At 63.8% G+C, this 22,843-nt stretch carries 21 protein-coding genes; all 21 read left to right on the top strand.

Annotated features, from left to right (window positions below; all coding sequences use genetic code 11):
• The 21 genes from AC1Q7H_RS19015 to cyoB all read left to right on the top strand — a co-directional run bounded on the left by AC1Q7H_RS19015 (position 1) and on the right by cyoB (position 22,842).
• Positions 1-597 (top strand): NADH-quinone oxidoreductase subunit C, encoded by a 597-nt coding sequence (locus AC1Q7H_RS19015; RefSeq protein ID WP_013956013.1) that lies wholly within the window; start codon positions 1-3, stop codon positions 595-597.
• Positions 598-606: 9 nt separating this feature from the next.
• Entirely contained in the window at positions 607-1,860 is a 1,254-nt protein-coding gene (locus tag AC1Q7H_RS19010) for an NADH-quinone oxidoreductase subunit D (protein WP_013956014.1), read from the top strand.
• A gap of 185 nt (positions 1,861-2,045) precedes the next feature.
• Entirely contained in the window at positions 2,046-2,543 is a 498-nt protein-coding gene (gene nuoE, locus AC1Q7H_RS19005; RefSeq protein ID WP_041228324.1) for an NADH-quinone oxidoreductase subunit NuoE, read from the top strand.
• A 1-nt stretch (position 2,544) separates the two neighbouring features.
• Complete coding sequence (nuoF, locus tag AC1Q7H_RS19000) at positions 2,545-3,840, top strand: NADH-quinone oxidoreductase subunit NuoF (protein WP_013956016.1); 1,296 nt, start codon at positions 2,545-2,547, stop codon at positions 3,838-3,840.
• A gap of 12 nt (positions 3,841-3,852) precedes the next feature.
• Positions 3,853-6,219, top strand: a complete 2,367-nt coding sequence (gene nuoG / locus AC1Q7H_RS18995; protein ID WP_013956017.1) for an NADH-quinone oxidoreductase subunit NuoG — start codon at positions 3,853-3,855, stop codon at positions 6,217-6,219.
• A 21-nt stretch (positions 6,220-6,240) separates the two neighbouring features.
• A complete protein-coding gene (gene nuoH / locus AC1Q7H_RS18990; protein ID WP_013956018.1) occupies positions 6,241-7,305 on the top strand; it encodes an NADH-quinone oxidoreductase subunit NuoH in 1,065 nt (354 codons plus the stop codon).
• 58 nt (positions 7,306-7,363) lie between these two features.
• Positions 7,364-7,855, top strand: coding sequence for an NADH-quinone oxidoreductase subunit NuoI (gene nuoI, locus AC1Q7H_RS18985; RefSeq protein WP_010809124.1), 492 nt, complete (start codon positions 7,364-7,366; stop codon positions 7,853-7,855).
• 198 nt (positions 7,856-8,053) lie between these two features.
• Positions 8,054-8,698 (top strand): NADH-quinone oxidoreductase subunit J, encoded by a 645-nt coding sequence (locus AC1Q7H_RS18980; RefSeq protein ID WP_041227814.1) that lies wholly within the window; start codon positions 8,054-8,056, stop codon positions 8,696-8,698.
• Between the two features lie 16 nt (positions 8,699-8,714).
• Positions 8,715-9,020, top strand: coding sequence for an NADH-quinone oxidoreductase subunit NuoK (gene nuoK / locus AC1Q7H_RS18975; RefSeq protein ID WP_013956021.1), 306 nt, complete (start codon positions 8,715-8,717; stop codon positions 9,018-9,020).
• Between the two features lie 58 nt (positions 9,021-9,078).
• Positions 9,079-11,166, top strand: a complete 2,088-nt coding sequence (nuoL, locus tag AC1Q7H_RS18970; RefSeq protein WP_013956022.1) for an NADH-quinone oxidoreductase subunit L — start codon at positions 9,079-9,081, stop codon at positions 11,164-11,166.
• A 27-nt stretch (positions 11,167-11,193) separates the two neighbouring features.
• Positions 11,194-12,660, top strand: coding sequence for an NADH-quinone oxidoreductase subunit M (locus tag AC1Q7H_RS18965; protein WP_013956023.1), 1,467 nt, complete (start codon positions 11,194-11,196; stop codon positions 12,658-12,660).
• A gap of 18 nt (positions 12,661-12,678) precedes the next feature.
• Positions 12,679-14,154, top strand: a complete 1,476-nt coding sequence (nuoN, locus tag AC1Q7H_RS18960; protein WP_013956024.1) for an NADH-quinone oxidoreductase subunit NuoN — start codon at positions 12,679-12,681, stop codon at positions 14,152-14,154.
• Between the two features lie 13 nt (positions 14,155-14,167).
• Positions 14,168-14,476: a DUF2818 family protein gene (locus AC1Q7H_RS18955; protein ID WP_013956025.1), complete on the top strand. Its 309-nt coding sequence runs from the start codon at positions 14,168-14,170 to the stop codon at positions 14,474-14,476.
• A 44-nt stretch (positions 14,477-14,520) separates the two neighbouring features.
• On the top strand, positions 14,521-15,156 hold the full coding sequence (locus AC1Q7H_RS18950; protein ID WP_153955098.1) for an NUDIX domain-containing protein: 636 nt from the start codon (positions 14,521-14,523) through the stop codon (positions 15,154-15,156).
• A 128-nt stretch (positions 15,157-15,284) separates the two neighbouring features.
• Positions 15,285-15,731, top strand: coding sequence for a DUF1178 family protein (locus tag AC1Q7H_RS18945; protein WP_013956027.1), 447 nt, complete (start codon positions 15,285-15,287; stop codon positions 15,729-15,731).
• Positions 15,732-15,824: 93 nt separating this feature from the next.
• Positions 15,825-17,027, top strand: coding sequence for an acyl-CoA dehydrogenase family protein (locus tag AC1Q7H_RS18940; RefSeq protein WP_013956028.1), 1,203 nt, complete (start codon positions 15,825-15,827; stop codon positions 17,025-17,027).
• Positions 17,028-17,040: 13 nt separating this feature from the next.
• Complete coding sequence (locus tag AC1Q7H_RS18935) at positions 17,041-18,159, top strand: acyl-CoA dehydrogenase family protein (RefSeq protein WP_013956029.1); 1,119 nt, start codon at positions 17,041-17,043, stop codon at positions 18,157-18,159.
• Positions 18,160-18,321: 162 nt separating this feature from the next.
• Positions 18,322-18,765 carry a MaoC family dehydratase gene (locus AC1Q7H_RS18930; RefSeq protein ID WP_013956030.1) on the top strand — a complete coding sequence of 148 codons (444 nt, stop codon included), beginning with the start codon at positions 18,322-18,324 and terminating at the stop codon, positions 18,763-18,765.
• Between the two features lie 34 nt (positions 18,766-18,799).
• Complete coding sequence (locus AC1Q7H_RS18925) at positions 18,800-19,276, top strand: MaoC family dehydratase (protein WP_013956031.1); 477 nt, start codon at positions 18,800-18,802, stop codon at positions 19,274-19,276.
• 615 nt (positions 19,277-19,891) lie between these two features.
• Positions 19,892-20,860, top strand: a complete 969-nt coding sequence (cyoA, locus tag AC1Q7H_RS18920; RefSeq protein ID WP_013956032.1) for a ubiquinol oxidase subunit II — start codon at positions 19,892-19,894, stop codon at positions 20,858-20,860.
• Between the two features lie 8 nt (positions 20,861-20,868).
• Positions 20,869-22,842, top strand: a complete 1,974-nt coding sequence (cyoB, locus tag AC1Q7H_RS18915; protein ID WP_013956033.1) for a cytochrome o ubiquinol oxidase subunit I — start codon at positions 20,869-20,871, stop codon at positions 22,840-22,842.
• The last annotated feature ends 1 nt before the right edge of the window (position 22,843 follow it).

Below are 22,843 nucleotides of genomic sequence, written 5' to 3'. Positions count from 1 at the left end.
ATGGCGAAGCTCGACATCCTCAAGGCCGCGCTCGAGAAAGCTCTCGGCAAGCGCGTGCAGAATCTGATCGAGGCGACCGGCGAACTGACGCTGATCGTCAAGGCCGACGACTACCTCGAAGTTGCCCGCATCCTGCGTGACGATCCGTCGCTGCGCTTCGAGCAGCTGATCGACCTGTGCGGCGTGGACTATTCCGAGTACGGCGACGGTGCCTGGGACGGCCTGCGCTTTGCCGCGGTCTCGCAGCTGCTGTCGATTACCCACAACTGGCGCCTGCGCGTGCGCGTGTTTGCCCCGGACGATGATTTTCCGGTGCTGCCGTCGGTGATCGACGTGTGGAACGGCGTCAACTGGTTCGAGCGCGAAGCTTTTGATTTCTACGGCATCGTCTTCGACGGCCATCCTGACCTGCGCCGCATCCTGACCGACTACGGTTTCGTCGGCCATCCGTTCCGCAAGGATTTCCCGGTTTCGGGCTTCGTCGAGATGCGCTACGACCCGGAACAGAAGCGGGTCATCTACCAGCCGGTCACGATCGAGCCGCGCGAAATCACCCCGCGCGTGATCCGCGAGGACAACTACGGCGGCTTGCACTGATAACGCGCCATGGCAGACATCAAGAACTACACCCTGAACTTCGGCCCGCAACACCCGGCAGCGCACGGCGTGCTGCGCCTGGTGCTGGAGCTGGACGGCGAAGTCATCCAGCGCGCCGACCCCCATATCGGCCTGCTGCACCGTGCCACTGAAAAGCTGGCCGAGCAGAAGACCTGGATCCAGAACGTGCCGTACATGGACCGCCTCGACTATGTGTCGATGATGGTCAACGAGCATGCCTACGTGATGGCAATCGAGCGCTTGCTGGGCCTCGAGGTGCCGGTGCGCGCGCAGTACATCCGCGTGATGTTCGACGAGATCACCCGCCTGCTGAACCACCTGATGTGGATCGGCTCGCACGCGCTGGACGTGGGCGCGATGGCGGTGTTCCTGTACGCCTTCCGCGAGCGCGAGGACATGTTCGACATGTACGAGGCGGTGTCGGGCGCGCGCATGCACGCGGCCTACTACCGTCCGGGCGGCGTCTATCGCGACCTGCCTGACACGATGCCGCAATATCGCGCGTCCAAGGTACACAACGAGCGCGCCATCAAGGCCATGAACGAGGCGCGTTCGGGCTCGCTGCTGGACTTCATCGAGGACTTCACCAACCGGTTCCCGAAGTACGTTGACGAATACGAGACGCTGCTGACCGACAACCGGATCTGGAAGCAGCGCCTGGTGGACATCGGCGTGGTCAGCCCGGAACGGGCGCTGCAGATGGGCTTTACCGGCCCGATGCTGCGCGGCTCCGGCATCGAGTGGGACCTGCGCAAGAAGCAGCCGTACGAGGTGTACGACAAGCTGGACTTCGACATCCCGGTAGGCGTGGGCGGCGACTGCTACGCGCGCTACCTGGTGCGCGTGGAAGAGATGCGCCAGTCCAACCGCATTATCAAACAGTGCGTGGAATGGCTGCGCCGCAACCCGGGCCCGGTGATCACCGAGAACCACAAGGTGGCGCCGCCCTCGCGCGTGGACATGAAGTCCAACATGGAAGAACTGATCCACCACTTCAAGCTCTTCACCGAAGGCATGCACGTGCCCGAAGGCGAAGCGTATGCAGCGGTGGAACACCCGAAGGGCGAGTTCGGCATCTACGCGATCTCGGACGGCGCGAACAAGCCGTACCGCCTGAAGATCCGTGCACCTGGCTTCCCCCACCTGGCCGCGCTCGACGAAATGGCCAAGGGACACATGATTGCTGACGCGGTAACGATCATCGGCACGCAAGACATCGTCTTCGGCGAGATCGACCGTTAATCACGGACCGCCGGCCCGGACGACGATCCGGGCGCTTTCCACGGCGCTCCCCAGGGGAGCGGGCGGAAAACCCGCGGCGGACCGGCAGGGCCTCAGGCCTGCCGGCGGAACGGGCAGCGACGGCTGCAAACCTGCGGAAGGGAACGCCCAGTGGCGCTGCCTGACGCCGTTTTACTGCAATGACCATGCTATCAGCAGAAGCTCTCAAGGAAATCGATCGCGCGATCGCGAAGTATCCGGCCGACCAGAAGCAGTCGGCCGTGATGGCGGCGCTTGCCGTGGCGCAGGGCGAGGTGGGCTGGGTTTCACCCGAAGTCATGCAGTTCGTCGCCAACTACCTCGAGATGCCGCCCGTGTGGGTGGAAGAGGTGGCGACCTTCTACAACATGTATGACACCAAGCCGGTGGGCAAATTCAAGCTCGCCGTCTGCACCAACCTGCCGTGCGCCCTGTCGGGCGGCGAGCGGGCCGGCGAGTACCTGAAGCGCAAGCTCGGGATCGACTACAACGAGACCACCGCTGACGGCTGCTTCACCCTGAAAGAGGGCGAGTGCATGGGCGCTTGCGGCGATGCGCCGGTGATGATCGTCAACAATACCCGCATGTGCAGCTGGATGAGCGACGACAAGCTCGACGCACTGGTCGACGAGCTCAAGGCCGAGGCTGCCAAGGGGGGCAAGTAACATGACCTGTCTGCACGACCGCCATATCCAGCCGCTGATCCTGGCCGGCCTGGACGGCAAGAACTGGCACCTGGAAGACTACGTCAAGCGTGGCGGCTACCAGCAACTCAAGCGCATCCTGACCGAGAAGATCCCGCCCGAGCAGGTGATCGCCGACGTCAAGGCCTCCGGCCTGCGCGGCCGTGGCGGTGCGGGCTTCCCGACCGGCCTGAAGTGGAGCTTCATGCCGCGCACCTTCCCGGGTCAGAAATACCTGGTCTGCAACACCGATGAAGGCGAGCCCGGCACGTTCAAGGACCGCGACATCATCCGCTACAACCCGCATTCGCTGATCGAGGGCATGGCCATCGGCGCGTATGCGATGGGCATCACCGTGGGCTACAACTACATCCACGGCGAGATCTGGAACGAATACAAGATCTTCGAGGAAGCCCTCGAAGAGGCGCGCGCTGCCGGCTTCCTGGGTGACAACATCCTGGGTTCGGGCTTTGATTTCCAACTGCACGCGCACCACGGCTACGGCGCCTACATCTGCGGCGAGGAAACCGCGCTGCTCGAATCGCTGGAAGGCAAGAAAGGCCAGCCGCGCTTCAAGCCGCCGTTCCCGGCCAGCTTCGGCCTGTACGGCAAGCCGACCACCATCAACAACACCGAGACCTTCGCCGCGGTGCCGTTCCTGCTGGCCGTCGGCCCCGAGAACTACCTGAAGCTGGGCAAGCCGAACAATGGCGGCACCAAGATCTTCTCGATCTCGGGCGACGTCGAGCGTCCCGGCAACTACGAGATCCCGCTGGGCACGCCGTTCGCCAAGCTGCTGGAACTCGCCGGCGGCATGCGCGGCGGCAAGCGCATCAAGGCGGTGATCCCGGGCGGCTCGTCCGCGCCGGTGGTGCCGGGCGACCTGATGATGGCGTCCGACATGGACTACGACTCGATCGCCAAGGCCGGCTCGATGCTGGGCTCGGGCGCGGTGATCGTGATGGACGAGACGCGCTGCATGGTCCGCTCGCTGCTGCGCCTGTCGTACTTCTATTTTGAGGAATCGTGCGGCCAGTGCACGCCGTGCCGCGAAGGCACCGGCTGGCTCTACCGCATGGTCAATCGCATCGAACACGGAGAGGGGCGCCAGGAAGACCTGGACCTGCTCAACAACGTCGCGGAAAACATCATGGGCCGCACCATCTGCGCGCTCGGCGATGCCGCGGCGATGCCGGTCCGCGGCATGCTCAAGCACTACTGGAAAGAGTTCGAATATCACGTCGAACACAAGCAGTGCATGGTTCCGGCCTACATCTAAGCGTGGCAGAACATGGTTGAACTAGAGATCGACGGCAAGAAGGTTGAGGTTGCTGAAGGCAGCCTGGTGATGGAAGCAGCCCGCAAGCTGGGCACCTACATCCCGCACTTCTGCTACCACCGCAAACTGTCCATCGCGGCCAACTGCCGCATGTGCCTGGTCGAGGTCGAGAAGGCGCCCAAGGCGCTGCCCGCCTGCGCCACGCCCGTGACCCCTGGCATGAAGGTCTTCACCAATTCGGAGAAGGCGGTCAAGGCGCAGAAGTCCGTGATGGAATTCCTGCTGATCAACCACCCGCTCGACTGCCCGATCTGCGATCAGGGCGGCGAATGCCAGCTGCAGGATCTGGCCGTGGGCTACGGTGCCTCGGAGTCGCGCTACAAGGAAGAGAAGCGCGTGGTGTTCCACAAGAACGTGGGCCCGCTGATCTCCATGGAGGAGATGACCCGCTGCATCCATTGCACCCGCTGCGTGCGCTTCGGCCAGGAAGTGGCCGGCGTGATGGAGCTGGGCATGCTGGGCCGCGGCGAGCATTCGGAAATCACCACCTTCGTCGGCAAGACCGTCGATTCGGAGCTGTCGGGCAACATGATCGACCTGTGCCCGGTCGGCGCGCTGACCAGCAAGCCGTTCCGTTACTCGGCCCGTACCTGGGAGCTGGCACGCCGCAAGTCGGTGTCGCCGCACGATGGCCTGGGCGCGAACCTGGTGGTGCAGACCAAGAACCAGCGCGTGATGCGCGTGCTGCCGCTGGAAAACGAAGACATCAACGAGTGCTGGATCTCCGACAAGGACCGCTTCTCGTATGAAGGCCTGAACAGCGCCGACCGCCTGACCCGCCCGCTGCTGAAGCAGGGCGGCGAATGGATGGAAACCGACTGGCAGACCGCGCTGGAATACGTGGCCAACGGCCTCGCCAGCATCAAGCGCGATCATGGCGCCGACCAGATCGCCGCGCTGGCCAGCCCGCACAGCACGCTGGAAGAGCTGTTCCTGCTGGGCAAGCTGATGCGCGGCCTGGGCAGCGACAACGTCGACTTCCGCCTGCGCCAGACCGACTTCTCGGCCGCACTGAAGGGCGCGCCGTGGCTGGGCATGCCGGTGGCCGACGTGACCACCCTGCAACGCGTGCTCGTGATCGGCTCGTCGCTGCGCAAGGATCATCCGCTGCTGGCCTCGCGCCTGCGCCAGGCCACCAAGAAGGGTGCCCGCGTGGCCGTGCTGGGTGCCGGCGGTGAAGACCTGCTGATGCCGCTGGCCGCCCGCATCGACGTGGCGCCGTCCGGCTGGACCGCGGCGCTCGCCGGCGTGGCCCGTGCCGTGGCTGCCGCCAAGGGCGTTGCTGCCCCGGCCGGCACTGAAGGATTCGACGGCGGCGAAGCCGCTGGCAAAGTGGCCGAAGCGCTGCTGTCGGGCGAGCGCCGTGCGGTGTTCCTCGGCAACGAGGCGGTGCGCCATCCGCAGTTCTCGGCGCTGCACGCGCTGGCACAGTGGATCGCCACCGAAACCGGTGCGACCCTGGGCTTCCTGACCGAAGCCGCCAACACCGTCGGCGGCTATGTCGCGGGCGCGCTGCCCAAGCAGGGCGGCGCCAATGCGCAGGCGATGCTGGACACGCCGCGCAAGGCCTACATCCTGCTGAACACCGAACCCGAGTTCGACGCCGCCGACCCGCGCAAGGCGCTGGCCGCGCTGGCCCAGGCCGGCACGGTGGTGGTGCTGTCGCCGTTCCGTTCGGAAGCGGCCATGCAGTACGCCGACGTGATCCTGCCGGTGACGCCGTTCACGGAAACCGCCGGCACCTTCGTCAACTGCGAAGGCAAGCCGCAGAGCTTCAACGGTGTGGTGCGCGCCCTGGGCGAATCGCGTCCGGGCTGGAAGGTACTGCGCGTGCTGGGCAACCTGCTGGACGTGGTTGGCTTCGACTATGAAACCGCCGAGTCGGTGCGTGTCGAAGTGCTGTCGGCCCCGGTCGACGCGCAGCTGGACAACACCACCGACGCGCCGATCCGCGTGGCCGCCGCTGCCGCCAACGGCATCGAACGCATTGCCGATGTGCCGATCTACCACGCCGACCCGATCGTGCGCCGCGCCGAGTCGCTGCAGCTGAGCGCTGCCGCGCGCCGCGCCATGCAGATCGCGCTGCCGGCCGACCTGTTCGCCAGCCTTGGCATCCAGTCCGGCGATCCGGTGCGGGTCACGCAAGGGCAGGGCAGCGTGGTGCTGCCGGCCGTGCTCGAAGCCACGCTCCCGGCCAACACCGTGCGCGTGCCGGCGGCAACGCCGGCGGCCATGAGCCTGGGCGCGATGTACGGCACGGTCACCGTAGAGAAGGCCATTGACCTGGCGCCGGCCACCGGCACCGTGGCCACGGCGTAAGAACAACAGCGAGAACAAGACATGATTGACTGGATTACCTCGCAAGGACAGGGCCTGCTGGGTGCCTACTGGACACCGCTGTGGATCCTGATTCGCGCCGTGATCATCGTGGTGCCGCTGCTGCTGTGCGTGGCTTACCTGATCCTGTGGGAGCGCAAGCTGATCGGCTGGATGCACGTCCGTATCGGCCCGAACCGCGTGGGCCCGCTGGGCCTGCTGCAGCCGATCGCCGACGTGCTGAAGCTGCTGCTCAAGGAAGTCATGATGCCCACGCAGGTCAGCCGGGGCATGTACCTGATTGCCCCGCTGATGGTGCTGATGCCCGCCGTGGCGGTCTGGGCCGTGATTCCGTTCCAGGCCGAAGTGGTGCTGGCGGATGTGAACGCCGGCCTGCTGTACGTGATGGCGATCAGCTCGGTGGGCGTGTACGGCGTGATCCTGGCCGGCTGGGCCTCGAACTCCAAGTACGCCTTCATCGGCGCCATGCGTGCCGCGGCCCAGATGGTGTCGTATGAAATCGCCATGGGCTTTGCGCTGGTGACGGTGCTGATGGTTGCCGGCAGCCTGAACCTGTCGGCCATCGTCAACGGCCAGAACACCGGCTACTTTGCCGACATGGGCATCAACATCCTGTCGTGGAACTGGCTGCCGCTGCTGCCGATGTTCGCCGTCTACTTCATCTCGGGCGTGGCCGAAACCAACCGCCACCCGTTCGACGTGGTGGAAGGGGAGTCGGAAATCGTGGCCGGCCACATGATCGAGTATTCGGGCATGGGCTTCGCGCTGTTCTTCCTGGCCGAGTACATCAACATGATCATCATCTCGACGATGACCGCGCTGATGTTCCTGGGCGGCTGGGCGCCCCCGGTCGATAGCGTGCTGACCAACGCGATCCCGGGCTTCTTCTGGCTGGTGATCAAGGTATTCCTGCTGCTGTCCGTCTTCATCTGGATCCGTGCCTCGTTCCCGCGCTACCGCTATGACCAGATCATGCGCCTGGGCTGGAAGGTGTTCATCCCCCTGACGGTGGCGTGGCTGATCATCGTGGCGATCTGGATCAAGTCGCCCTGGAACATCTGGCACTGAACGGCCAAACGACGGTGCGCGCCGTGGCGCGCACCGTGTGGAAATACTAGGAAGCATCATGCTGCTCGCCATCAAGGACTTCTTCAACAGCCTGCTCCTGAAGGAACTCTTCAAGGGCATGGCCCTGACCGGCCGCTATCTCTTCGCGCGCAAGATCACCGTCCAGTTCCCGGAAGAGAAAACGCCGATCTCGCCGCGCTTCCGTGGCCTGCACGCGCTGCGCCGCTACCCGAACGGGGAAGAGCGCTGCATCGCCTGCAAGCTGTGCGAGGCGGTGTGCCCGGCGCTGGCCATCACGATCGAGTCCGACGCGCGCGCCGACGGCACGCGCCGCACGACCCGCTATGACATCGACCTGACCAAGTGCATCTTCTGCGGTTTCTGCGAAGAGGCCTGCCCGGTCGACGCCATCGTGGAAACGCAGATCCTGGAGTACCACGGCGAGAAGCGCGGCGACCTGTACTTCACCAAGGACATGCTGCTGGCAGTGGGCGACCGCTACGAGCCGCAGATCGCCGCAGCCAAGGCTGCCGACGCGAAGTACCGCTAAGCTGAATCACCGGCCGGAAATCTCGGCCAGAAGTAACGCCGGTTGGCGGCTGCCGCAAGCAGCAGACCTGGCAGCCGCCGCCACCGAATTTGAATGCGGTCCCTGCAATGCAAGGGGCCAATGCAAGGATGCCGCAGGAGCGGGCCACCCGAGGGGATGGCTTGTGCCGGACGGCCCAGAGAGGATCCGATAGGGACCATGGAACTCACGACCACCATCTTCTACGTCTTTGCGCTGGTGCTGGTGCTCTCCGCACTGAAAGTCATCACTGCGAAGAACCCGGTGCATTCCGCACTGTTCCTCGTGCTGTCGTTCTTCACGGCCGCGGCGATCTGGATGCTGCTCAAGGCGGAATTCCTCGCCATCCTGCTGGTGCTGGTCTATGTCGGCGCGGTGATGGTGCTGTTCCTGTTCGTGGTGATGATGATCGATATCGACATCGAGCACCTGCGGCGGGATTTCTGGACCTACGTGCCGATGGCCTCGGTGGTGGGCGCGCTGATCATCGCCGAGATGGCGATCGTGCTGGTGCGCAACTTCATCGGCACCACCACGCCGGTGGCCGCCAGCGGTTCGCAGGACCCGGGCTACTCGAACTCCGCCGCGCTCGGCAAGCTGATCTACACCGACTATATCTACGCCTTCGAAGTGGCCGGCATCATCCTTCTGGTGGCGATCATCGCCGCCGTGGCGCTGACCCTGCGCCGCCGCAAGGACGTCAAGGCCCAGGACGTATCGGCGCAGCTGCGCACCCGCCGCGACGACCGCGTGCGCCTGGTGCCGATGCAGTCCGAAGGCCAGACCCAGCAGACGGAAGCCGCGGCTGCCGCCAATAAGAACTAAAGCCCGGAGAAACGCTGTGCTCTCTCTCGCTCACTACCTCGTCCTCGCTGCGATCCTGTTCGCGATCAGCATCGTCGGCATCTTCCTGAACCGCAAGAACGTGATCGTGCTGCTGATGGCGATCGAACTGATGCTGCTTGCGGTGAATATCAACTTCGTCGCCTTCTCGCATTACCTGGGCGACCTGGCTGGTCAGGTTTTCGTTTTCTTCATCCTCACGGTGGCCGCCGCCGAGTCGGCAATCGGTCTCGCCATCCTGGTTGTGCTGTTCCGCAACCTGGATACGATCAACGTGGACGACATGGATACCCTCAAGGGCTGATCCGTGGCGCACTACGTAGATACCCAAGACTCACCGACCGCACACCACTAAGCGTCCTATGGCAACCACGCTCAACCCCAACCTGCTGCTTGCGATTGCGCTGGCGCCGCTAGTCGGCTCCGCGATCGCCGGCCTGTTCGGTACCAAGTTCTTCGACCTGTTTTCCTCGGAGTCGCGCGGCGGCCGGATCGTGGCGCATACGGCCACGATCCTGGGCGTTGCCATTTCCTTCGTGCTGTCGGTGATGGTGCTGCTCGACGTGATGAACGGCGCCGGCTACAACGGCACCGTCTACGAGTGGATGGCCATCGGCAGCCTGAAGATGGAGGTCGGCTTCCTGGTCGACTCGCTGACCGCGATGATGATGGTCGTGGTGACCTTCGTCTCGCTGATGGTGCACATCTACACCGTCGGCTACATGGACGGGGACCCCGGCTACAACCGCTTCTTCGCCTACATCTCGCTGTTCACCTTCTCGATGCTGATGCTGGTGATGAGCAACAACTTCCTGCAGCTGTTCTTCGGCTGGGAAGCGGTGGGCCTGGTGTCGTACCTGCTGATCGGCTTCTGGTACACCCGCCCGACGGCCATCTTCGCCAACCTGAAGGCCTTCCTGGTCAACCGCGTCGGCGATTTCGGCTTTATCCTGGGCATCGGCCTGCTGCTGGCCTACGCCGGCAGCATGAACTACACCGAAGTGTTCGCCGCGCGCGACCAGCTGGCGACCGTGATCTTCCCGGGCACCGACTGGCTGATGATCACCGTGGCCTGCATCTGCCTGTTCATCGGCGCGATGGGCAAGTCGGCGCAGTTCCCGCTGCACGTCTGGCTGCCTGACTCGATGGAAGGCCCGACCCCGATCTCGGCACTGATCCACGCGGCAACCATGGTGACCGCCGGCATCTTCATGGTCGCGCGCATGTCGCCGCTGTTCGAGCTGTCGGATACCGCACTGTCCTTCGTGCTGGTGATCGGTGCCATCACGGCGCTGTTCATGGGCTTCCTGGGCATCATCCAGAACGACATCAAGCGCGTGGTCGCGTATTCGACCCTGTCGCAGCTGGGCTACATGACTGTGGCGCTGGGCGCTTCGGCCTACTCGGTGGCCGTGTTCCACCTGATGACGCACGCGTTCTTCAAGGCACTGCTGTTCCTGGGCGCCGGTTCGGTCATCATCGGCATGCACCACGACCAGGACATCCGCAATATGGGCGGCCTGCGCAAGTACATGCCGATCACCTGGATCACCTCGCTGGTGGGTTCGCTGGCGCTGATCGGCACGCCGTTCTTCGCGGGCTTCTACTCCAAGGACTCGATCATCGAGGCCGTGGCCGAGTCGCATATCGCCGGTTCGGGCTTTGCCTACTTCGCCGTGCTGGCCGGCGTGTTCGTCACCGCGTTCTACTCGTTCCGCATGTACTTCCTGGTCTTCCACGGCAAGGAGCGCTGGGGCCAGAACCATGCCCACCAGCACCATGAGGGCGACCACGAGGACGAGGAAGTCACGCTCGACCACCACCATGGCCTGGCCGCCGGCGAGAAGCCGCACGAGTCGCCGTGGGTGGTGACCCTGCCGCTGGTGCTGCTGGCGATCCCGTCGGTGATCATCGGCGCGATCGCGATCGAGCCGATGCTGTTCGGCAACTTCTTCAAGCACGGCATCGCCTTCAAGGACGTGATCTTCGTCGGCGAGAACCACCACGCCATGGCCGAGCTGGAGGAAGCCTTCCACGGCTGGGTGCCGATGGCGCTGCACTCGCTGACCACGCCCGTGCTGTGGCTGGCCATCGCCGGGGTCGTGCTGTCGTGGTTCTTCTACATGAAGCGCCCGGACATCCCCGAGGCCATCAAGAACCGCTTCTCGGGCCTGTACAAGCTGCTCGACAACAAGTACTACATGGACGCCATCAACCAGGCCGTGTTCGCCCGCGGCGCACGCTTGCTCGGTACCGGCCTGTGGAAGGGCGGCGACCAGAGCCTGATCGACGGCCTGTTCGTCAACGGCGCGGCGCGCGTGGTGGCTTCGTTTGCTTCGGCAAGCCGCTACCTGCAGTCGGGCTATATCTACCACTACGCATTCGCGATGATCGTCGGCATGCTGGTGCTGCTGACGCTGACGGTCACGGGCGTGATCGGCACCAAGTGATAGGCACCAAGTAAGGAATACATAGAAATGGTTCTGTCTTTCTCAATCTGGCTGCCTATCTTTTTCGGCCTGCTGATCCTCGCCTTCGGCTCGGACCGGAGTCCGGGCTTCGTGCGGTGGATGTCGCTGTTCGGCTCGATCGCGAGCTTCGTCGTCACGCTGCCGCTGGTCTTCCGCTTCGACCGCACCACCGCGGCCATGCAGTTCGTCGAGAAGGCGAACTGGATCGAGCGCTTCAATATCAACTACCTGCTTGGGGTTGACGGCATCTCGATGTGGTTCGTGGTGCTGACCGCCTTCATCACGGTGATCGTGGTGATCTCGGCCTGGGAAGTGATCACCGAGCGTGTGGCGGAATACATGGCCTCGTTCCTGATCCTGTCGGGCCTGATGGTCGGCGTGTTCTGCACGCTGGACGGCATGCTGTTCTACGTGTTCTTCGAGGCCACGCTGATCCCGATGTACATCATCATCGGCGTCTGGGGCGGCCCGAACCGTGTCTATGCCGCGTTCAAGTTCTTCCTGTACACGCTGGCTGGCTCGCTGCTGACGCTGATCGCACTGCTGTACCTGTACAACAAGACCGGCACCTTCGACATCCTGCAATGGCACCAGGCCAAGCTGTCGATGAACGAGCAGATCGCACTGTTCATTGCCTTCTTCGTCGCCTTCGCCGTCAAGGTGCCGATGTGGCCGGTGCACACCTGGCTACCCGACGCCCACGTGGAAGCGCCGACTGGCGGTTCGGTGGTGCTGGCCGCCATCATGCTGAAGCTGGGCGCCTACGGTTTCCTGCGGTTCTCGCTGCCGATCGCGCCTGACGCCAGCCACTACCTGGCCCCGTTCATCATCACCATCTCGCTGATCGCGGTGATCTACATCGGCCTGGTCGCCCTGGTGCAGGCCGACATGAAGAAGCTGGTGGCGTACTCGTCGATCGCCCACATGGGCTTCGTCACGCTGGGCTTCTTCATCTTCAGCGACATCGGCGTGGAGGGCGGCATCGTGCAGATGATCTCGCACGGCTTTATCTCCGGCGCGATGTTCCTTTGCATCGGCGTGCTGTACGACCGCGTTCACTCGCGCCAGATCGCCGACTACGGCGGCGTGGTCAACACCATGCCCAAGTTCGCCGCGCTGGCAGTGTTCTTCGCCATGGCCAACTGCGGCCTGCCGGCCACCTCGGGCTTCGTCGGCGAATTCATGGTGATCCTGGGCGCGGTCAAGTTCGACTTCTGGATCGGCCTGCTGGCTGCCACCGCCCTGATCTTCGGCGCCGCCTACTCGCTGTGGATGGTCAAGCGCGTGATCTTCGGCGACGTCGTCCACCAGCACGTGCGCGAGCTGGCCGACCTGAACAAGCGTGAGTTCGTCATGCTCGGCCTTCTGGCCATCATGACGCTGTACATGGGCCTGCACCCGAAGCCCTTTACCGACGTGATGCACGCGTCCGTGGTGAACCTGCTGTCCCACGCGGCACAGTCCAAGCTGTAATCGGGGAGAGAAATCAACATGCAACCGTCCTCGACACTCGGCCCTGTGGCGCCGATCATTTTCCTGGCGATCGCCATCGCTGCGATCAACTGGGTCGACCTTGCGCGCGGCAAGGGCAAGCAAAGCGTTGCCTATCCGCTGTCGCTGCTGACCACTCTGGTGCTGACGGTGTGGTTTGGCCTGAACGCCGCCGCCGGCGAGACGCACTACGCGTTCGCCAACCTGGTCGTGATCGACCCGATGGCCAACGTGCTATCGGCGTTCTGCGCGGCGGGCCTGTTCGTCACGCTGGTGTACACGCGCCGCTACCTGGCTGAGCGCGACATGTTCGCCGGCGAGTTCTACATGCTGGCCCTGTTCACGCTGGGCGGCCAGATCGTGATGATCACCGGCAACAACTTCCTGACCCTGTACCTGGGCCTGGAACTGCTGTCGCTGTCGTCGTACGCACTGGTGGCACTGCGCCGCGAATCGCGCGTGACCTCGGAATCGGCGATGAAGTACTTCGTGCTGGGCGCGCTGGCTTCGGGCTTCCTGCTGTACGGCATCTCGATGATGTATGGCGCCACCGGTTCGCTGAACCTGGGCGAGGTGTTCCGCGTGGTCGAGTCGGGCCGCGTCAACACCACCATGCTGGCCTTTGGCGTGGTCTTTATCGTTGCCGGCCTGTCGTTCAAGCTGGGTGCTGCGCCGTTCCACATGTGGATCCCGGACATCTACCAGGGTTCGCCGACCGCGGTGACGCTGCTGATCGCCGGCGGCCCCAAGGTTGCTGCTTTCGCGCTGTTCATCCGCGTGCTGGTGGAAGGCCTGCTCCCGCTGGCGAGCGACTGGCAAATGATGCTGGTGGTGCTGTCGATCATCTCGCTGGCCATCGGCAACCTGACCGCCATCGTGCAGAGCAACCTGAAGCGGATGCTGGCGTACTCGACCATCTCGCACATGGGCTTCGTGCTGCTGGGCCTGCTGTCGGGCGTGGTGGCCAACAAGGCTGACGGCGCCGCCGATGCGTACAGCTCGGCGATGTTCTACTCGGTGACCTACCTGCTGACCACGCTGGGCACCTTCGGCATCATCCTGCTGCGCACCAGCAAGGGCTTCGAGGCCGAGACCCTGGAAGACCTGAAGGGCATGTCGCGCCGCAACCCGTGGTTTGCCTTCCTGATGCTGGTGATGATGTTCTCGCTGGCCGGCATCCCGCCGACCGTGGGCTTCTATGCCAAGCTGGCGGTGCTGGATGCGGTGGTCAAGTCAGGCATGACCTGGCTGGCCGTGGTGGCCGTGATGTTCTCGCTGATCGGCGCGTTCTACTACCTGCGCATCGTCAAGCTGATGTACTTCGATGCACCGGTGGGCGAAGAGCAGCTGGAAGCGACCTTTGGCCTGCGCTCGATGCTGAGTGTGAATGGCGCCGCGGTCATCCTGCTGGGCATTTTTCCGGCCGCGCTGATGAACCTGTGCTACCAGGCCATCCGCTCGACGCTGGGTTCCTGATCCGCCACACCCCATGAGCGCATCCGCAAGCGGCTGGTTTGTCATCCTGCTGGCACTGATCAGTGCGAACCTGCCGTTTGTGAACCAGCGCCTGTTCGCGCTGATCCCCCTGCGGCAGGCGCGCAAGCCGCTGTGGCTGCGCCTGCTGGAACTGATCGTCTGGTTCGCGGTGGCCGGCGCCGCCGGCTTTGCTGTGGAGGCCAGCCTTGGCAATGCCTTCCCGCAGGGCTGGCAGTTCTACGCCATCACCGCCTGCATGATGCTGGTGTTTGCCTTCCCGGGCTTCACCTGGCAATACCTCGTCAAACACCGCACGGCCTGAAGCCGGTCTTGTCGGCGCCGGGCCCTGCCTGATCCGGAGCGTCCATGACCGACAAGATCCAACGCGGCACCTCGTCTACCGATGAACCTACCGGGAACGACGACGCACTGAAGGAAGTGTGCGTCGCCTCGGCCACGGTCCATCGCGGCAAGTTCCTTACCCTCAAGCAAGACATCGTCAGGCTGCCGGACGGCAAGCAGACCGGGCGCGAGTACGTAGTCCATCCGGGCGCGGTGATGATGATCCCGCTGTTCAATGACGGCACCGTGCTGATGGAGCGCCAGTTCCGCTATCCGATCGGCGAAGTGATGCTGGAATTCCCTGCCGGCAAACTCGATCCGGAAGAGGGCGCGCAGCGCTGCGGCGAACGCGAGCTGCTGGAGGAGACGGGCTACAGCGCGGCGCGCTGGGATTACCTGACGCGCATCCACCCGGTTATCTCTTATTCCACCGAGTTCATCGACGTCTTCCTGGCGCGCGACCTGACGCACGGCGAGGCGCAGCTCGACGACGGCGAGTTCCTGGAAACCTTCATCACACCGGTGGGGCAGGTGATCGACTGGGTCCGCAGCGGCCGCATCACCGACGTAAAAACCATCATTGGCGCGTTCTGGCTGGAAAAAGTGATCTCGGGTGCCTGGCAACCGGGCGAACAGCCGCTGCCGCATTACGCCGTATAGTGAGTAGTGAGCCGCGTGGATTCTGCGCCATGCGGTTGTTCACGAACGGTCGTTCTAAAAAATTTAGCACGACCGTTCACAAAATTTCGATTCGCGGATAATATAGCTTTTGACGGGCTGGAAAGATCATGAAGGTGCTCGACCTGCGCTGCGCGCATGACCATGGTTTCGAGGGCTGGTTTGCCTCGGAGGAAGATGCGCAGTCGCAAATCTCGCGTGACCTCGTCCAATGCCCGGTCTGTGGCGACCACGCCGTGACGCGGCTGCCCAGCGCGCCGCGCCTGAACCTGTCGGGCGCGACCGCACGCGAAGGCGGCGCCAGGCCGGCGCAGCCGGCTGCCGCACCGGCGACACTGCAAGCGCTCTATATGAAGGCAGTGAAGCAGGTGCTGGCACAGACCGAGGACGTTGGCGAGCGCTTTGCCGAAGAGGCAAGGCGCATGCACTATGACGAGGCGCCGGAACGCGGCATTCGCGGTTCGGCCTCGGCGGAGGAGGTGCAGGCGCTGGCCGAAGAGGGCATCGAGACTTTCCCGCTCGTGGTGCCGGATGCGCTGAAGCAGACGGCTCACTGAATTGCGTCTTGTGCCCGTTGCTGTCGGCGCTTGACGTGCAGGCAGAACAACCGCCGGCGGCCCCACGCCAAGCCGGCACCACTGGAGACGGGCATGGATCTCAACTACTCGGCGTCCGACAACGCCTTCCGCGAGGAAGTGCGTAGCTGGCTCGAAGCCAACTTGCCGGCGGACATCCGCAGCAAGATTCTCAACCACCGGCGTCCGAACCGCGACGACCTGGTGCGCTGGCACAAGACCCTGGCCGGCAAGGGCTGGTCGGCACCGCACTGGCCTGTCCAGTATGGCGGCACCGGCTGGAACGCCACCCAGCGCCATATCTGGGATGAAGAGAATGCCCGCGTCGGCGCGCCCGGCGTGCTGCCGTTCGGCGTGGCGATGGTCGCGCCGGTAATCATGAAGTACGGCAGCGAGGCGCAAAAGTCGTATTACCTGCCACGCATCCTGGACTGCACCGACTGGTGGTGCCAGGGCTATTCGGAGCCGGGCTCGGGTTCGGACCTGGCCTCGCTGAAGACCCGCGCCGAGCTGACTTCGGACGGCAAGCACTACATCGTTAACGGCCAGAAGACTTGGACCACGCTCGGCCAGCACGCCGACATGATCTTCTGCCTGGTGCGCACCGATCCCGAAGCCAAGAAGCAAGAGGGCATCTCGTTCCTGCTGATCGACATGAAGACCCCGGGCATCACCGTGCGCCCGATCATCATGCTCGACGAAGAGCATGAGGTGAACGAAGTCTTCTTCGACAACGTCAAGGTGCCGGTCGAGAACCGCGTCGGCGACGAGAACCGCGGCTGGACCTACGCCAAGTACCTGCTGGGCCATGAGCGCACCGGCATTGCCCGCGTGGGCAACTCCAAGCGCGAGCTGGGCTTCCTCAAGCGCGTGGCGCGCCAGCAGCAGAAGAACGGCAAGCCGCTGCTGGAAGACCCGGTGTTCGGCGCCAAGGTGGCCGCGCTGGAAATCGAACTGATGGCGCTGGAAATCACCGTGCTGCGCGTGGTCTCGAGCGAAGCGGCAGGCAAGGGCCCCGGCCCCGAGGCCTCGATGCTCAAGATCAAGGGCACCGAGATCCAGCAGTTGCTGACCGAGCTGATGGTCGAGGCCGTCGGCCCGTACGCCCAGCCGTTCGACACCGCCTACCTGGAGTGCGAGACCGAGCACGCCGTGACCGGCTACGACGACGCCGCGCCGCTGGCCGCGTACTACTTCAACTATCGCAAGACCTCCATCTATGGCGGGTCCAACGAAATTCAGAAGAACATCATCAGCCAGATGATTCTGGGGCTGTGAGGAGACACGCAACATGAACTTCAATCTCAGCGACGAACAGAAGCAGCTGGCCGACGCCGTCCGCCGTTTCATCGACAAGGACTACGGCTTCGAGTCCCGCAAGAAGAACTACGAAAGCGCCGCCGGCTACGGCGGCGCCGCCTGGGGCTCGCTGGTCGAGCTCGGCCTGACCGCGCTGCCGGTGCCGGAAGCGCAGGGCGGTTTCGCGGGCAAGGCCCTGGACATGATGGTGGTGCAGCAGGAACTGGGCCGCGGCCTGATCGTGGAGCCGTACCTGGCCACGGTGGTCGGCGCCTACGCCCTGGGCCTGGCCGGTGGCCAGGATGCACTGCTGGAGCAGGTCGCCGGCGGCGAACTGAAGCTGGCCGTGGCCTTCAACGAGCCGCAGGCGCGCTACGAGCTGAACAACGTGCGCGTCACCGCCCGCGACGGCAAGCTCAGCGGCCGCAAGGTCGTGGTGGTGCATGGCGGCCAGGCCGACAAGCTGATCGTGTCGGCCCGCAGCAGCGGTGCCGAAGCCGACCGGGATGGCATCTCGCTGTTCCTGGTGGATGCGAAGGGCGCCGGCGTCAGCATCAAGGACTACCGCACCATCGACAACCTGCGCGCGGCCGACATCACCTTCCAGGATGCCCCCGCGCAACTGCTGGGCGAAGCCGGCAAGGCCTTCCCGGTGATCGAGCAAGTGGCCGACTACGCCGCCGTGCTGCTGTGCGCCGAGGCCGTGGGCGTGATGGATACGCTCAATGCCGCCACTTTGGAATATGCCAAGACGCGCCAGCAGTTCGGCCAGCCGATCGCGCGCTTCCAGGCGCTGCAGCACCGCATGGTCGAGATGTTCATCCACGCCGAGCAGTCGCGTTCGATAACGCTGCTGGCCGCTGCCCGCTTCGAAGAAGTAACGCCGGAAGAGCGGCGCCGCTATGTCTCCGCCGCCAAGGCGCGCGTGGGGCAGGCAGCGCGCACGGTCGGCCAGGAGGCGGTGCAGATCCACGGCGGCATGGGCGTGACCAACGAACTGCCGGCCGCGCACATGTTCAAGCGGCTGACGCTGATCAACACGACCTTCGGTGACGTGGATCACCACCTGGGCAGGTTTGCTGCCCAGCCCGGGTTCCAGGAAGCTGCCTGATCCTGCCCGTCCAGTCAAAACCGCGCTGTAGTCCAGGCGCGGTTTTTTTCTTTGGAGACCGTTAGGGGCGGGTTCGGCAAATACGGACGCCAGCCCCCGGCGGCCATGCGATCATTGCCTGGACAAAGTGCCCTGGCGCCAATCACTACAGAGAGACAACCGATGCTGTATTTCGAGGACTTTGAAGTCGGCAGCCGCCGCGAACTGGGTTCGTACCTCGTCACCGAGGAAGAGATCCTGGCTTTTGCGCGCCAGTACGATCCGCAGCCGTTCCATATCGACAAGGAGGCCGCTGCCAGGAGCATCTATGGCGGTGTGATATCGAGCGGCTGGATGACGTGCTCGATCATGATGCGGCTGCTGGTGCTGAGCAGCACCGGCAAGTCAGCCAGCATGGGCTCGCCTGGTGTGGATGAGATTCGCTGGCTCAAGCCCGTCTATGCCGGCGACACGCTCAGCGTCGTGCTGAATGTGCTCGATACCCGGCCGTCGCAGTCCAAGCCGGACCGCGGCGTGGTCCACACCCAGTGGGAAGCCACCAACCAGCGCGGTGAACTGGTCTGCACCGTCAAGGGCATGGGCATGTACGGCCGCCGGCCCGCCTGAGAACACTCAACCCACCATCGAGGAGACAACCGACATGCGCACCATCGCATCGCTTGAAGAACTGGAAGGCCTGCAGGGCCAGGAAGTCGCGGTCAGCGACTGGATCGAGGTGACCCAGCAGCAGGTCAACCAGTTTGCCGATGCCACCGGCGACCACCAGTGGATCCACATCGACGTGGAGCGCGCAAAGAAGGAGTCGCCCTATGGCGGCCCGATCGCCCACGGCTTCCTGACGCTGTCGCTGCTGCCCAAGTTCATGCACAACGCGCTGCACATGCCATCGAAGATCGGCGTCAACTACGGCCTGAACCGCGTGCGCTTCACGGCGCCTGTGCCGGTAGGCAGCAAACTGCGGGCACGAATCAAGCTGCTCAAGGTCGATCGGCTCGATCCGCTGCCGAAGTCTCCTGAACTGGTGGGCGCTCAGTCCACCTGGGAAGTGACGATCGAGCGCGAGGGCAGCGACCGTCCGGTGTGCGTGGCGGAGTCGATTTCGCGCCGATATGGATGAACTGCGGCTTGATCCGCGCCAAGGGTTCTGACGCAGTGCGACAATATGCCACATAGTGTTGTCGCACCCCGAAAAGCCGCGCATGCGCGGCTTTCTGCATATTCAAAGCCGAATTTGTGCGCTTGACGCCGGTCAATGCACGGAAAGCCATTCTCGAGGTCGATTGTCCGATAAAACGGACACTGTGTTTTGTGCCGTTGGGTTTACCCCTAATGTTGCGTTGCGGTACAGTCGCGCCCACGATGTTTTACGTGTTGCGCTCCCCGGCCGAAAACCGCGCTTGCCATGAAGGCAAGTCCGTCGGGAAGTGCAAAAACTTCGTATTCCAACGCTACCCGGCCGCTGTACTGAGCCGGGACCGTTCGCGGTTTCGGCCAGGTGCCGCAGCGCCGGCAAGGTCCTACAGGGCCTGCAGCGCACGCAGTCAGTTGTCCTTCCGTGTTCATGGCGTTGCAAGGCCGCATGGTCCCTCGGCGATCGATCCGCCGCCCGACCGCAACGCCAGCTAAGGACACGTCCTTCCGGTTTTCCCTCAGCCCCACGCCTCTTGCGCGAGCATCAGGCGGTTTAGCCGCGCTTTTGCCCGAAGCGCGGTGTAACCAAACCAGTCGTGACATGAAGAAACCCATACTGCCGCGTTGGACGCGGTTCCTGCCTTGCCTTGGCCTGCTCCTGCTCGCCGGCTGCAACATGACGCTGCTCGACCCGAAAGGGCAGGTCGGCGTCGACATCAAGAACATCATCCTGATCGCTACGTGGCTCATGCTGCTGGTGGTGCTGCCGGTGATCGTGCTCACGCTGGTGTTCGCCTGGAAGTACCGCGCGTCCAATACCTCGGCGCGCTATGAGCCGGACTGGTCGCACTCCACCGCGATCGAAGTGGTGGTATGGCTGATCCCCTGCCTGATCATCATTGCGCTGGGCATCATCACCTGGAAGTCCTCGCACGATCTGGACCCGTACAAGCCGCTTGAATCCAGCAAGAAGCCGGTCACCGTCGAGGTGGTGGCGCTGAACTGGAAGTGGCTGTTCATCTATCCGGAACTGAAGATCGCCACGGTCAACCAGATCGCCTTCCCGGTCGACACCCCGGTGAACTTCAAGATCACCTCGGATTCGATCATGAATTCGTTCTTCATCCCGCAACTGGGCAGCCAGGTGTACGCCATGGCAGGGATGGAGACCAAGCTCCACCTGATCGCCAACGAAGCCGGTTCTTACGACGGCGTGTCCGCCAACTACAGCGGCGGTGGTTTTTCGGGCATGAAGTTCAAGGCGATGGCCATGTCGAACTACGAGTTCGACCAGTGGGTCGCCAAGGTTCGCGCCTCGTCCACCGAACTGGGCGTTGAAGGCTACAAGACGCTGGCACAACCCAGCGAGAAGGAGCCGGTCACGTACTACGGCAAGGTGGAAGACCAGCTCTTCCGCAACATCCTGCACAAGTACATGGACCACAGCGGCACGGCTGTCGCCGCCGACGGGTTCAAGGGCGGCCCGATCTGCACGTCGCGCAACACCCTCGGTGAAGAGCAGCTGTCGATGACCACGCCGGCCAAGCTGGCGCTGGGCGCGCAATCCTAGGAGCAATGATGTTTGGCAAGTTGAGTTTGTCGGCGATTCCGTTTCATGAGCCGATCATCATGGTCGTTCTGGCCGGCGTCGCCGTGGGCGGGGCCGCGCTGCTAGGCGCGATCACCTATTTCAAGAAGTGGGGCTACCTCTGGAACGAGTGGTTCACCTCGGTCGACCACAAGAAGATCGGCGTGATGTACTGCCTGGTCGCCCTGATCATGCTGCTGCGCGGCTTTTCCGACGCGATCATGATGCGCGCCCAGCTGGCGCTCGCCACCAATGGCGCGACCGGCGTGCTGCCGCCTGAGCACTACGACCAGATCTTCACCGCCCACGGCGTGATCATGATCTTCTTCGTGGCCATGCCGCTCATGACCGGCCTGATGAACCTGGTCGTGCCGCTGCAGATCGGCGCGCGCGACGTGGCCTTCCCGTTCCTGAACACGCTCTCGTTCTGGCTGTTCGTCGCGGGCGCCATGCTGGTCAATATCTCGCTGGGCGTCGGTGAATTCGCCAAGACCGGCTGGCTGGCCTACCCGCCGCTGTCGGGCCTGGACTTCAGCCCGGGCGTGGGCGTGGACTACTACCTGTGGAGCTTGCAGATCTCAGGCCTGGGCACGCTGCTGACCGGCGTGAACTTCCTGGTGACGATCCTGCGCATGCGCGCCCCGGGCATGACCCTGATGCGCATGCCGGTGTTCACCTGGACCGCGCTGTGCACCAACGTGCTGATCGTGGCCGCCTTCCCGGTGCTGACCGTGACCCTGGCGCTGCTGGGCCTGGACCGCTACCTCGGCATGCACTTCTTCACGAACGATGGTGGCGGCAATGCCATGATGTACGTGAACCTGATCTGGATCTGGGGCCACCCCGAGGTGTACATCCTGATCCTGCCGGCGTTCGGCATCTTCTCTGAAGTGATCGCCACGTTCTCGGGCAAGAAGCTGTTCGGCTACAAGGGCATGGTGTACGCGACCGCCGCCATCATGGTGCTGTCGTTCATCGTGTGGCTGCACCACTTCTTCACGATGGGTTCGGGCGCCAACGTCAACGCGTTCTTCGGCATCACCACCATGATCATCTCCATCCCGACCGGGGTGAAGATCTTCAACTGGCTGTTCACCATGTACCGCGGCCGGGTCCAGATGACCACGCCGGTGCTGTGGACGCTGGGCTTCATGATCACCTTCGTGATCGGCGGCATGACCGGCGTGCTGATGGCCGTGCCGGCTGCTGACTTCGTGCTGCACAACAGCCTGTTCCTGATCGCCCACTTCCACAACGTGATCATCGGCGGCGTGCTGTTCGGCTACCTGGCCGGCATCACCTACTGGTGGCCGAAGGCGTTCGGCTTCAAGCTGAACGAGCGCCTGGGCAAGTACGCCTTCTGGTGCTGGCTGGTGGGCTTCTACTTCGCCTTCATGCCGCTGTACGTGCTGGGCCTGATGGGCATGACCCGCCGCCTGAACCACACCGACAACCCGGCCTGGACGCCGTGGCTGTACCTGGCCGTGGTCGGCGTGGTGTTCGTGGCGCTGGGCATCTTCTTCCAGGTGCTGCAGATCGTGGTGTCGATCCGCGACCGCAAGAAGCTGGCCGACGTGACCGGCGACCCGTGGGGCGGCCGCACCCTGGAGTGGGCCACCTCGTCGCCGCCGCCGTTCTACAACTTCGCGCACACCCCTGTGGTGCGTGACCTGGACGCGTTCGCCGACATGAAGGCCCGCGGCGAGACCCTGCCGACCGAAGGCTACGAGAAGATCCACATGCCCAAGAACACGGGCGCGGGCTTCATCATCGGCGCCTTCAGCCTGGTGTTCGGCTTTGCCCTGACCTGGCATATCTGGTGGATGGCCGCGGTTGGCCTGGTGGGCATGATCTGGGCGTTCATCCACCGCAGCAACGACGACCACATCGACTACTACGTGCCGGCCACCGAGGTCGAGCAGATCGAAACGCGCCAACTGCAGCGCATTGCTTCGCAAGCCTGAG

The sequence above is a fragment of the Cupriavidus sp. GW823-FHT06D04 genome (assembly GCF_058795055.1).
Note: the sequence above shows the minus strand (reverse complement) of the source record. Positions and strands in the feature narration are given on the sequence as shown.

Bases quoted from the DNA above. Each gene is read 5' to 3' on its own strand.
- AC1Q7H_RS18935 (WP_013956029.1), top strand. From the start codon at position 17,041: ATGAACTTCAATCTCAGCGACGAACAGAAGCAGCTGGCCGACGCCGTC.
- AC1Q7H_RS18930 (WP_013956030.1), top strand. From the start codon at position 18,322: ATGCTGTATTTCGAGGACTTTGAAGTCGGCAGCCGCCGCGAACTGGGT.
- AC1Q7H_RS18940 (WP_013956028.1), top strand. From the start codon at position 15,825: ATGGATCTCAACTACTCGGCGTCCGACAACGCCTTCCGCGAGGAAGTG.
- nuoL (WP_013956022.1), top strand. From the start codon at position 9,079: ATGGCAACCACGCTCAACCCCAACCTGCTGCTTGCGATTGCGCTGGCG.
- AC1Q7H_RS18965 (WP_013956023.1), top strand. From the start codon at position 11,194: ATGGTTCTGTCTTTCTCAATCTGGCTGCCTATCTTTTTCGGCCTGCTG.
- nuoG (WP_013956017.1), top strand. From the start codon at position 3,853: ATGGTTGAACTAGAGATCGACGGCAAGAAGGTTGAGGTTGCTGAAGGC.
- AC1Q7H_RS18950 (WP_153955098.1), top strand. From the start codon at position 14,521: ATGACCGACAAGATCCAACGCGGCACCTCGTCTACCGATGAACCTACC.
- nuoN (WP_013956024.1), top strand. From the start codon at position 12,679: ATGCAACCGTCCTCGACACTCGGCCCTGTGGCGCCGATCATTTTCCTG.
- nuoF (WP_013956016.1), top strand. From the start codon at position 2,545: ATGACCTGTCTGCACGACCGCCATATCCAGCCGCTGATCCTGGCCGGC.
- nuoI (WP_010809124.1), top strand. From the start codon at position 7,364: ATGCTGCTCGCCATCAAGGACTTCTTCAACAGCCTGCTCCTGAAGGAA.
- AC1Q7H_RS18925 (WP_013956031.1), top strand. From the start codon at position 18,800: ATGCGCACCATCGCATCGCTTGAAGAACTGGAAGGCCTGCAGGGCCAG.
- nuoE (WP_041228324.1), top strand. From the start codon at position 2,046: ATGCTATCAGCAGAAGCTCTCAAGGAAATCGATCGCGCGATCGCGAAG.
- AC1Q7H_RS19010 (WP_013956014.1), top strand. From the start codon at position 607: ATGGCAGACATCAAGAACTACACCCTGAACTTCGGCCCGCAACACCCG.
- nuoH (WP_013956018.1), top strand. From the start codon at position 6,241: ATGATTGACTGGATTACCTCGCAAGGACAGGGCCTGCTGGGTGCCTAC.
- AC1Q7H_RS18980 (WP_041227814.1), top strand. From the start codon at position 8,054: ATGGAACTCACGACCACCATCTTCTACGTCTTTGCGCTGGTGCTGGTG.
- AC1Q7H_RS19015 (WP_013956013.1), top strand. From the start codon at position 1: ATGGCGAAGCTCGACATCCTCAAGGCCGCGCTCGAGAAAGCTCTCGGC.
- cyoB (WP_013956033.1), top strand. From the start codon at position 20,869: ATGTTTGGCAAGTTGAGTTTGTCGGCGATTCCGTTTCATGAGCCGATC.
- AC1Q7H_RS18955 (WP_013956025.1), top strand. From the start codon at position 14,168: ATGAGCGCATCCGCAAGCGGCTGGTTTGTCATCCTGCTGGCACTGATC.
- AC1Q7H_RS18945 (WP_013956027.1), top strand. From the start codon at position 15,285: ATGAAGGTGCTCGACCTGCGCTGCGCGCATGACCATGGTTTCGAGGGC.
- cyoA (WP_013956032.1), top strand. From the start codon at position 19,892: ATGAAGAAACCCATACTGCCGCGTTGGACGCGGTTCCTGCCTTGCCTT.